Below are 9,912 nucleotides of genomic sequence, written 5' to 3' on the forward strand. Positions count from 1 at the left end.
GAAAGCCTACCCTAAGCCTAACGGCTTAGGATGAGGCGGACCATATAATTAAGCAGTGAATGATTCACTGCTTACATTTTGATGAATAAAACATTACTGAGACTTAAATATCTCAGCCGTTTCTAATTGTGTCATACGACGTATTTGACGCCAGACAAAATAGAATATCCCCATCATCATCAGCATCGATGGAATAGCTATCATCGGGTAACTTAACAATGTTAAACGTCCCAATTCTTCATTAAATGCTTCAGTTCCTGATTTACTGGTCACAATCACTGTCGCTAAAACATAATTCATTACCGAAGAGAAAAGAAAGGTGCTAGCAAACATGTAATTGGAGTGCGTTAAACAGCGATCAAATAAATGCTCATTATTCTTTTCTTTTAAACGTTCATTAATAAGCCCTAAATTAAGCACGCTATCATTTAGCACTAATTTGCGTACAACCGGAAACTTGGTGAATGTTGAGCCAAAAACAACAATACCGATAAGTCCAGGAATCAAGGCTTCTTTAATCGCTAGCCACTTGGTATCAAGCTCAAGTAAGCCAATACCACCAGTTAGAAGAACACTGACAATACCTAACAAAGCTATGAAGTTATATTTCTTATAACGAATAAGCTCATAGCCGCCAAAAATAACAGGGAATGCCAATGCTGCTAATAATCCGCCTACCGCACCGAGTTGATCATCGCCACTAAACTTCATCAGGATCACTGACGGTATAATAACGTTAAAAACAATTTCACTTAACGGGTTTGATTTTCTCTCAGCCATAGTCTGACAATACTTCCTTTGTTTACATTTATTTTACGTTAGTCACTTTGCATTGTTCCGTTTCTAAACAACACTGTAAAGAGCAATATGGTTACAAACCATTACTTTTTCAATAGACATAAGGAATCGCGCAATGATTGATATCCACCATTCAATATTGGTTGTGGTTGACATACAAGGCAATCTCGCGCAACTAATGCACAAAAAGGATCACTTTTTTCGTCAAGCTGAAATAATGGTAAAAGGCGCAGAACTATTTGATCTACCAACATTATGGCTTGAGCAGTTACCCGATAAACTTGGCGCAACGATTCCTCAAATAGCACACCCTCTTACTCAGCAAGGATTAACTCCCATTGAGAAAGAAAGCTTTAGTGCAGTTCAAAATATTAGTTTTGTAGAGCAACTACAACTAAAACAACGTAAGTCGATCATTATCATTGGTATTGAAGCACACATATGTGTTTATCAAACCGTAATTGATCTGATTGCTGAAGGTTACCAAGTAACTGTAGTAAGTGATGCGATAAGTTCACGGACAGAGGAAAACAAACAGATTGCAGTTAATAAAATGCAACGTGCAGGTGCACAAATCAGTTCAACAGAAATGGTATTGTTTGAATTACAGCGGGTCGCCAATGGCGATAGATTCAAAGCCTTACTAAATTTAATTAAGTAAATGTGGTTAAAGTAAGCAACCCTTACCTCTTTAACTGAAAGTATAATAGAAAGGCATAGCATAATTTAATAACGCTATGCCTTTAATGTACTGATAATAGTAGAGCTGTTATTAAAACAGTTACTACATTGATAAAGCCAGTAGGAAACTCGCAACAGACATAACAACGCTACTGATAACGAGCATCACTGTAACGGGTTTACTCTTTGTAATAATCGGCATTAACCATAAACTTAATGCTAAAGCCATCAAACCAATACTTGAAATTCGAACGACAAAGCCTGTTAAGTCACCGAGTTCAGCCTGTTGTACCAATAAGCTCATACCCTGCATATTCGATAGTATTGCCACAACACCAAGCACTAAACCACACACAGGTAAAAAGGTATTAAGTTTTGTTAATTTATGTTCAGACTTTACTAACATACAATGTGCTACTAAGCTTCCACCGACAATAACATTGGCGATAAATTGTATGGCTAGCGAGTAACTAATACCATGATTAATCACCCCTTCAATAAAGTACAGACCACTCCAAACCACAACCAAGAATAAAAACGACTTTCGCCATTTGTCACTGCCAATTAAGTGCTTTTCACATAACCAATAAGCCATGGTCGAGATCAAAATAGTTAAGCAGAAAAAGGTTTCAAGACCAAAACTTGATTGACTATGGATTTGCGATAGCATCAATGTGCCTTCTCGCAATAACATTGCAGTAATTAACAATAACCAGATCAAGGGAAAGTTTTTAAGTACCCTATCAAATTGTCCAAAACATAATTTCCCCGATAGCATAATCACACCAATAACAATAAATGCGCCGATGGAAAATTGTGATAACACCTGAGACAGTAAAAATGGCCAGTCAGTCCACTGCATGACAACTCCTATACAGTATGGATAGCAACTAACGCTTAAATAAGCGTTTTAACAGTACTAATAGTAAGAAGGCGCTATTTTGCCCAAATGCCTACCTAAGTGCAAAAAGAAAAGGGATAACATCTCGCGTTATCCCTTTTGTTCATCAGTAATAAAGCGTTACTTATTAATCGAGTGGGCGTGTTTTTAGCATTAATAACGTCAACATGGTGGCAATGGCAGCAATACCAGCCATTGTTAAATAAGTTAAGCTAAAGCCATGTTGTAAGATCTGAGGATCAACGATATCAGTTATATCTGTTGAGGTCACTTGGCTATGAAAGACAGCAGAACAAACAGCTACCCCAATAGCACCACCAAGTTCACGTCCAAAGCTAAACATTGACATCCCAATACCGCGATCTTGAGACGGTAATATATGTTGTACAACAACACTGAGTGCTGGCAAGGTAAATCCAAGTCCTAAACCCGCAAACGCCAATGACAGATGTACATGAAAAGCTAAATAAAGTTGCACAAGTGCACATGTTGTTAAAACAAAGCCAATCACAACGACACGCTTATAAAACCCTGTTTTTGCAATATACTTACCGGCAAAATAGGCTCCGGTAGTAATGCTAAACATGAAAATTACCATGATCAATCCACTTTGAGATGCAGTCATCCCTTGCTGCCACTGCATTTGTAATGGTAAATATACCAACACAGCAAACATTAATAGCTGTGAACACAAGATCAAAAAGACACTTGTTATATAACCTGATAATTGAATTAATTTACGCGGTAAAATGGGATCAGACACTGCTTGTTCAACCAAGATGAGCATAGCACTAACGAAAAGAAATAATCCAACGAGTAAGCTTTTCGATAAATTAGCCTCTGGCGAGATAATCAATAGCAATAACGTTGTCGCTAGCATTAACAGTAACGCCCCCCCCCAATCAAAACGACTCTTACGGCAAACACTTAAATGATTTAGATTTTTATTGATTAGCCATACTGCCAATATTCCAAGTGGTATATTTATCCAAAAAACCCAGCGCCATGTTAAATGCTCAGTAAAAAAGCCACCGAGCAGTGGTCCTGCAATACTAGAAACTGCATAAACAGCAGAGATGTAGCCTTGGTACTTACCCACTTCTTTAGCAGGTATAGAATCGGCAATCACTGTAAAGGCTAATGCAATTAAACCACCGCCTCCAATTCCCTGTAATACACGTGATGCAATCAAGGTATTAATATCTTGAGATAAACCACACGCAATAGCACCAAGAACAAACAACGTAATGCTAATATTTAGCATCCGCACTCGTCCAAATATATCACTCAATTTTCCATATAAAGGAAGTACCGCAGTAGAAGCTAAAAGATAGGCGGTAACAACCCATGTCAGTAACTCTCCCGCATGTAATTCTTGCCCTATCATGGGTAAAGGTGTCGTTACTATGCTTTTTTCTAATGATCCTAGTGCAATAACTAACGCTACACTGGCAAATATTGTCTTAGGGGCGGTCATAAAATTCTCCTTCCCCTATAAGATACCGTAAACTGTTACATCTTGAAATAAAGTGATGATATATCTATCAATTACTATACAATCACTGCAGTAATATAGGCGTCCGACTTATTATATAAATTAAAAAATCATTTTTTTCGATGCTTTTTGTGCATAACTAAAGACCTGTTATGTATAGTTTTGCTGTTTATTTAATGAAAGGATTTGACGAATCATTAGCTAAACAGGTATCTTAATTCACATAGAAAAATAAGATTATTTTAATACTTTCAAGCGATGTTTCGTTGCTCATTTAAGCTCAATTGGCGAGACATTAAATAAAAGATGAAGAATTTACTGTGACACTTATTGTTGGCAGTAGCAATTTACAAGTGAGATACCAATGATCGCAATTATCAACGTTAATGTATTTGATGGACAAACAACTCTTAACAATCAAGCTATCTTTGTTCAAGATGATCTAATTCAACGTATCATTCCAATGACTGATCTAAACCAAGCAGAGCTTCCTGAAACAGTTGTTGATGGCAAAGGCTTACTAGCATCTGCTGGTTTTATTGATCTTCAGCTTAATGGTTGTGGTGGCGTACTACTTAATACTGCAATCAGCAGTGAAACACTTCAGATCATGAATGAGACTAACTTAAAAAGTGGTACTACTCAGTTCTTGCCTACCTTTATTACAAGTGACGGTACTTCATTAGTTGAAGTGATTGAAATGCTTGAAGCAACAGAGCAGCCAGAGCAACACGGCGTTTTAGGTCTTCATCTTGAAGGTCCTTTCATCAGCGTTGAGAAAAAAGGCGCACACCGTGAAGAGTTCATTCGTGAACTTGATGAAAAAACAGCGCAATACCTTGCAGATAATGCAGATAAAATCTGCGTATTAACCGTCGCTCCTGAAAATACATCACAAAAAGTGATCGACATTGTTCGTGAAGCAGGTATTACCGTTTCTCTTGGTCACACTAATGCAACTTACGACCAAGTAAACGAGAAATCAGGTTTGGAAATGGCAACTCACCTATACAACGCAATGACACCACTTGGCTCTCGTGAACCAGGCGTTGTAGGTTATATTTTCGATAAAAAACCACATGCTGGTATTATCGTTGACGGTATCCACTCTTCATTCCCTTCTGTACGAATTGCGCATGAAATCATGGGTGATAAGCTATTCATGGTAACGGATGCTGTTGCACCAGCAGGTACAGACATGACTGAGTTTGATATGGCAGGTCTTAAAGCTTACGTTAAAGATGGTAAGTGTTTCTACGCAGATGGCACAATTGCTGGCGCTGCAATTACGATGATCCAAGGCTTAAACAATTTGATTAATCACGTTGGTCTATCTCGTGAAGAGGCATTGCGTATGGCTACACTCTACCCAGCAAAAGCTGTGAAGATCGAAAACGAGTACGGCATGTTAAAAGCAGGATACAAAGCAAACATTACGCTGCTTTCTGACGACAACCAAGTTAAACACGTATTCCAAATGGGTAAGCACGTTTTCTAAATTAGTTACGAAAAAATATCTAACTTAGAATATGATTAAAATCCAACTGTTACTATGCAGTTGGATTTTTTGTATTACTAATAACTAAATGTATTGGAAGTATTTTTTAAATACAAATTTATAAAACTGTTATTAAAATAAAAGGCCAAATCAGTGCCTGACTTAGCCTTAAAATAGAGTAACTAACGCTTTGTATTCAATTAGGAGATAGAGGAGATAAATATTTAGGCTCTTGATTGCTACTTTCTTCTAACTCTTGTTGCTCTGCAATAATAACAACACGTTTCTCTGCCATTGCCATTTGAAACTCTCTTAATTTGAAATAACCATATGTCACGACAATAGAGAAGAATAAATAAGATAACGAGAAAACAAATGGTGAGTTAATGACTTCAGCTTTTAATCCCCACATAACACCTATGATCGTAATGGTAAGTTTAGCCATCATTCCCATTAACAGTAATAATAGTGCTAATTGTGGGTAACGCGTTGTTCGGAATGCTAACCAATATGCCGTACCAACAGAAACGGCTGCAATACCAAAGCCGGCAGCAAATGAATGAAAGTGCTCACCAGATAGAGCTCCGCCAATAGATGACAGTAAAAAAATCAATGCTAATTTCATATTTACCTCTCCAACTGTGAAGCGAAAAACCATAAATATTGCTACTGGGTATATTTTCTCATTTTGAACACAATATGTATATATGAATTTAAAGATTTCATTTTTGTCACTTTCTAGTATTAATGTTAAATAACAACTAGTAAGAAGCTAACATATTGAAAATAAAGCTTACCCCATCAGCATGTTTAATAATTGTTAATTTATTGATAAGTAACTAACATTCTACATTACACTGTATAATTGAAAGATCTATCAGTAAATTAATAGAAAATCAGATAAAAACACCATATTAATGGCACAAATGTCATGGAATATGAGTGTAATCATCCAAAATTTTAAAAAATAGAGATTTGCTTTTAGTGATATAAATAACTGGTTAATTTTAACCCTTTTCATTGTTGTTTATGTTGTCATATAAACCTTCATCACTTTGAAGCCGCAAGCAATCAGATCATCATAAGCAAATTACTACTGTCATATCATCAAATGACAATCATAAAATTAAGAGTTGGCTCACTATTTAACACCAAATATCATTCGTTACTCTTTATTTCATTCAATAAATCTTTTTATCTGTCGATAGACTTTAATTACTCACTAACGCCACTTGCTCTAACTAAGGACGGTTAAACATGGCAACAATTCTTGACAGTGTTAATCAACGAACCCAATTAGTTGGAGAAAATAGACTAGAGTTGCTTATTTTCAGACTTAACAGTCAGCAATTATTTGCAATAAACGTGTTCAAAGTACGTGAGGTGGTTAAAGTCCCCCACTTAAATTGCCTTCCAGGATCTCATGTGAATGTTAAAGGAGTAGCATCTATTCGTGGTGTATCGATCCCTGTTATCGATCTTCGCGCTTCGATCGGTATGAAAGAAACGGGGATTAATGAACTTAGTAACTTAATCGTGACTGAATATAATGGTACGGTGCAGGCATTTTTGGTTGGTCAAGTAATGAATATCGTCAACATGACATGGAAAGATATTCAGCCACCACCCGATCAAGTAGGTAAGAATAACTACCTCACAGCTATTTGTGAAATACATCGTGATAACCAAAAACAACTTGTTGGTATTATTGATGTTGAAAAAGTGCTAGCCAATATTATTGATTATAATATCAAAATTTCTGACGCATTATTGAATAGAGACATAAGCCAACATCTACAAGGCCATAAAATTCTCATTGTTGATGACTCCCCTACCGCACGTAATCAAATAAAGTCAACACTCTCTCAAATAGGTATCGAAGTATTTGAAGCAAACAATGGACAGCAAGCCTATGATTTATTAGAACAATGGTGCAATGAAGGAAAAACGATTACCGATGAAATATTAATGATGTTTACTGATGCTGAAATGCCGGAGATGGATGGTTATCGACTTACTCATAAAATTCGTCATGATCCTCGCATGTCAAACTTATACATAACACTCAATACATCATTAAGCGGAAGTTTCAATGAAGCGATGACAGTGAAAGTAGGATGTAATAAATTCATATCAAAGTTCCAACCAGATCTAATTGTCGAAGTTGTGCATAACCGAATGATGGAAAAGCTAACAGAAAATTCCCTGTAATTATTAGTCACTCTCTATCAAACACGTTTACACATTTTTTAGGTCATTGCCATTTGATAGAGAGTTATGCCTAATTAGTAACAGCTATTAAAAATACACTTAATGCAATAGCGATTGCAGCTACAATTAATAACACTTCGAATATGTGCTCTGGCATATCATTCCTAAAAATCATGACATAATAAAAATAAGTATCTTTCTTAGATATAATGTTGATTATCTACTTTCAAATTCTACATTCAGTATAAAGTTCTAAACTAAATCAAAGCTGAACATAGCAACTGTCTTCAAATTTAACCATAGCTTTATGTTTTTTAAACTATTTACAATAGAATGTGACCAGAAACATGAATTTTAATAATAATGATTACAACTATTATTCTTTTACTATCTGATGATCTCATTTTTATTAATATAGAATTGCACTTTATTTAAAGTAGCGTAATGATTAATTATAAACACAATTACTTGACAACAAAGAACATTACTTATGAGAAAAGTAGACATAATAGCTTTATTATTTTTTTCATACTTTTTTGTGTTAAATGCAAAAGCTGAAGAACACGTACCCAGAGTAATAAAATTATCTCCTGAAAAGATCACACAACATAATGTTGATCTTCCTCTTAACCAATTTAGAGCACTTGAAATATTAGCAGCAAAGAATGTCAGCAGCCATCAAGTACCACGTCCTTATCAAATGCCAAACACGATAAACCGTAATGAATTATTTGGTTCAGATCTAAATGAAAATGGTATTCGTGATGACTACGAACGCATGCTATTAAAAAGCTATCAACGCTCAGAATATGTCGCAATGGGTATATTAGCAGCAGAGCGCTGGGACAAACTCCTACGATTATTGCACTCACAAGACAATATCAAAACACGTTTCCAAGCTTTGCAATTATTCAATGATAACATCGCAATAAACCAATGCTATTATTCTTTACAAAAAGTAGATAAAAACCTTATATCTCCAGTGCTTAGCTACTTTAATAATGACCAATTGCTAGATGCTAAATACCAAGCAGAACTATTATTACTTGATATTATTGGGAATAATCAAGCAAGCTTTACCTTCCATCAACAGCCATGTGAACGCTTTGCAGATTTTGCTAAAAGTGCTAAGAAAGGAAAAATTGCCGCTTTATAATACCTCGCCAGAAACTTAGCGTTACCCCGCCTGATCCTATCAGTCTCGCTTTTCGTTACAAATAACCCAAGATAATAAACGCAAGATTTATGGTAGTATCTTTGTCATTACTTATATAATGCACCAAATGTTTTTGGCTATCATAGAGATACATAATCTAATGACTAAACTTTTCACCTTTCTAAAAGGCATGGCTATGGGGGCTGCAGATGTTGTCCCTGGGGTTTCTGGTGGCACTATTGCCTTTATAACTGGTATTTACGACACCCTACTTGAGAGCATTCGTCGTATAAACCCATCGCTTATTGGCATCATTCGTAAAGAAGGGCTTAAAGGCGCATTTGAACACATCAATGGGACATTTTTGATCTGTTTATTCGCAGGCATTCTCACTAGTATTTTTACCTTAGCTAAAGTCATTACTTGGATGCTAGAAACCCACCCTATCCCACTATGGTCATTTTTCTTTGGTTTGATCATTATTTCTGTCATTCATATGTTCAAACAAGTCGATAAATGGTCCATTAATCGATTTTTTGCCATTATTATCGGTGCTGTGTTTGCTTACGGTATTACCGTCCTTCACCCTGTCGCAATGGAACCAACTCCTATTAATGTGCTTATTGCTGGTGCTATTGCCATTTGTGCCATGATTTTGCCTGGTATATCTGGAAGTTTCATATTACTGCTATTAGGCATGTATGCTCCCATTCTTGCAGCTGCAAAGTCTATTGATATCGTTACACTTGGTCTTTTTGCAATAGGTTGTGTTGTAGGACTATTAACGTTTTCGCACTTCTTATCATGGGTTCTTCGTAATTACCGTGATATTGCACTGACATTCTTAACTGGATTGATGATTGGAACATTAAGTAAAATCTGGCCATGGAAAGAAGTGGTTAGTTGGCGTATAAATTCACATGGTGAACAAGTACCATTACTTGAGCATAACTTGTCACCATTTAACTTCGAGCAAGTTACAGGGCAACCTGCGCTGATTGGATACGCTATTTGTGCGATGGCACTAGGTATTCTTGTTGTTTGGGGATTAGAAAAATTTGCAGCAACTGAACAGAAATAATTGACTTTTAAAGCTCGTTCATAAAGGCAGCCAGTTGGTCTGTCTCTTATACACAAATCCCTAAGCTGCAGCTTGGGGATTTTTTTGAACT

Annotated in this window: 9 protein-coding genes; 5 read left to right on the top strand and 4 right to left on the bottom strand. The window is 36.1% G+C overall.

All coding sequences use genetic code 11. The annotated features are described in order from the left end of the window. Positions 1–93 precede the first annotated feature (93 nt). Positions 94–780 carry a VC0807 family protein gene (locus I3259_RS19305; RefSeq protein WP_238031322.1) on the bottom strand — a complete coding sequence of 229 codons (687 nt, stop codon included), beginning with the start codon at positions 778–780 and terminating at the stop codon, positions 94–96. Positions 781–913: 133 nt separating this feature from the next. On the opposite strand from I3259_RS19305, the gene I3259_RS19310 reads away from it, so the two are divergent. Beyond that, positions 914–1,459, top strand: coding sequence for an isochorismatase family protein (locus I3259_RS19310; protein ID WP_238031323.1), 546 nt, complete (start codon positions 914–916; stop codon positions 1,457–1,459). 123 nt (positions 1,460–1,582) lie between these two features. On the opposite strand, the gene I3259_RS19315 is transcribed toward I3259_RS19310, so the two are convergent. Together I3259_RS19315 and I3259_RS19320 are read right to left on the bottom strand one after the other, a co-directional pair. After that, complete coding sequence (locus I3259_RS19315; RefSeq protein WP_238031324.1) at positions 1,583–2,341, bottom strand: hypothetical protein; 759 nt, start codon at positions 2,339–2,341, stop codon at positions 1,583–1,585. Positions 2,342–2,507: 166 nt separating this feature from the next. Beyond that, entirely contained in the window at positions 2,508–3,857 is a 1,350-nt protein-coding gene (locus I3259_RS19320; protein WP_238031325.1) for an MDR family MFS transporter, read from the bottom strand. A gap of 382 nt (positions 3,858–4,239) precedes the next feature. Here I3259_RS19320 and nagA point away from each other — a divergent pair, with 382 nt between their 5' ends. Then, positions 4,240–5,373, top strand: a complete 1,134-nt coding sequence (gene nagA, locus I3259_RS19325) for an N-acetylglucosamine-6-phosphate deacetylase (protein WP_238031326.1) — start codon at positions 4,240–4,242, stop codon at positions 5,371–5,373. 196 nt (positions 5,374–5,569) lie between these two features. Here the strand turns inward: nagA and I3259_RS19330 are convergent, their stop codons facing one another. Further along, complete coding sequence (locus I3259_RS19330) at positions 5,570–5,998, bottom strand: NADH:ubiquinone oxidoreductase (RefSeq protein WP_238031327.1); 429 nt, start codon at positions 5,996–5,998, stop codon at positions 5,570–5,572. 632 nt (positions 5,999–6,630) lie between these two features. On the opposite strand from I3259_RS19330, the gene I3259_RS19335 reads away from it, so the two are divergent. From I3259_RS19335 to I3259_RS19345, 3 genes are all read left to right on the top strand, one after another. Beyond that, entirely contained in the window at positions 6,631–7,584 is a 954-nt protein-coding gene (locus I3259_RS19335; RefSeq protein ID WP_238031328.1) for a chemotaxis protein CheV, read from the top strand. Between the two features lie 490 nt (positions 7,585–8,074). After that, on the top strand, positions 8,075–8,740 hold the full coding sequence (locus I3259_RS19340; RefSeq protein WP_238031329.1) for a hypothetical protein: 666 nt from the start codon (positions 8,075–8,077) through the stop codon (positions 8,738–8,740). 160 nt (positions 8,741–8,900) lie between these two features. Continuing rightward, the gene (locus tag I3259_RS19345) at positions 8,901–9,821 is read left to right on the top strand and encodes a DUF368 domain-containing protein (RefSeq protein WP_238031330.1); all 921 of its coding nucleotides are present in this window, start codon (positions 8,901–8,903) and stop codon (positions 9,819–9,821) included. The last annotated feature ends 91 nt before the right edge of the window (positions 9,822–9,912 follow it).

Origin of the sequence: Photobacterium sp. Ph5, assembly GCF_022129445.1 — a bacterium.
Lineage (GTDB): Bacteria > Pseudomonadota > Gammaproteobacteria > Enterobacterales > Vibrionaceae > Photobacterium.

What these genes read in the sequence shown, in the direction of transcription:
- I3259_RS19305 (WP_238031322.1), bottom strand. Translation starts at nt 780, where the DNA reads ATGGCTGAGAGAAAATCAAACCCGTTAAGTGAAATTGTTTTTAACGTT.
- I3259_RS19310 (WP_238031323.1), top strand. Translation starts at nt 914, where the DNA reads ATGATTGATATCCACCATTCAATATTGGTTGTGGTTGACATACAAGGC.
- I3259_RS19315 (WP_238031324.1), bottom strand. Translation starts at nt 2,341, where the DNA reads ATGCAGTGGACTGACTGGCCATTTTTACTGTCTCAGGTGTTATCACAA.
- I3259_RS19320 (WP_238031325.1), bottom strand. Translation starts at nt 3,857, where the DNA reads ATGACCGCCCCTAAGACAATATTTGCCAGTGTAGCGTTAGTTATTGCA.
- nagA (WP_238031326.1), top strand. Translation starts at nt 4,240, where the DNA reads ATGATCGCAATTATCAACGTTAATGTATTTGATGGACAAACAACTCTT.
- I3259_RS19330 (WP_238031327.1), bottom strand. Translation starts at nt 5,998, where the DNA reads ATGAAATTAGCATTGATTTTTTTACTGTCATCTATTGGCGGAGCTCTA.
- I3259_RS19335 (WP_238031328.1), top strand. Translation starts at nt 6,631, where the DNA reads ATGGCAACAATTCTTGACAGTGTTAATCAACGAACCCAATTAGTTGGA.
- I3259_RS19340 (WP_238031329.1), top strand. Translation starts at nt 8,075, where the DNA reads ATGAGAAAAGTAGACATAATAGCTTTATTATTTTTTTCATACTTTTTT.
- I3259_RS19345 (WP_238031330.1), top strand. Translation starts at nt 8,901, where the DNA reads ATGACTAAACTTTTCACCTTTCTAAAAGGCATGGCTATGGGGGCTGCA.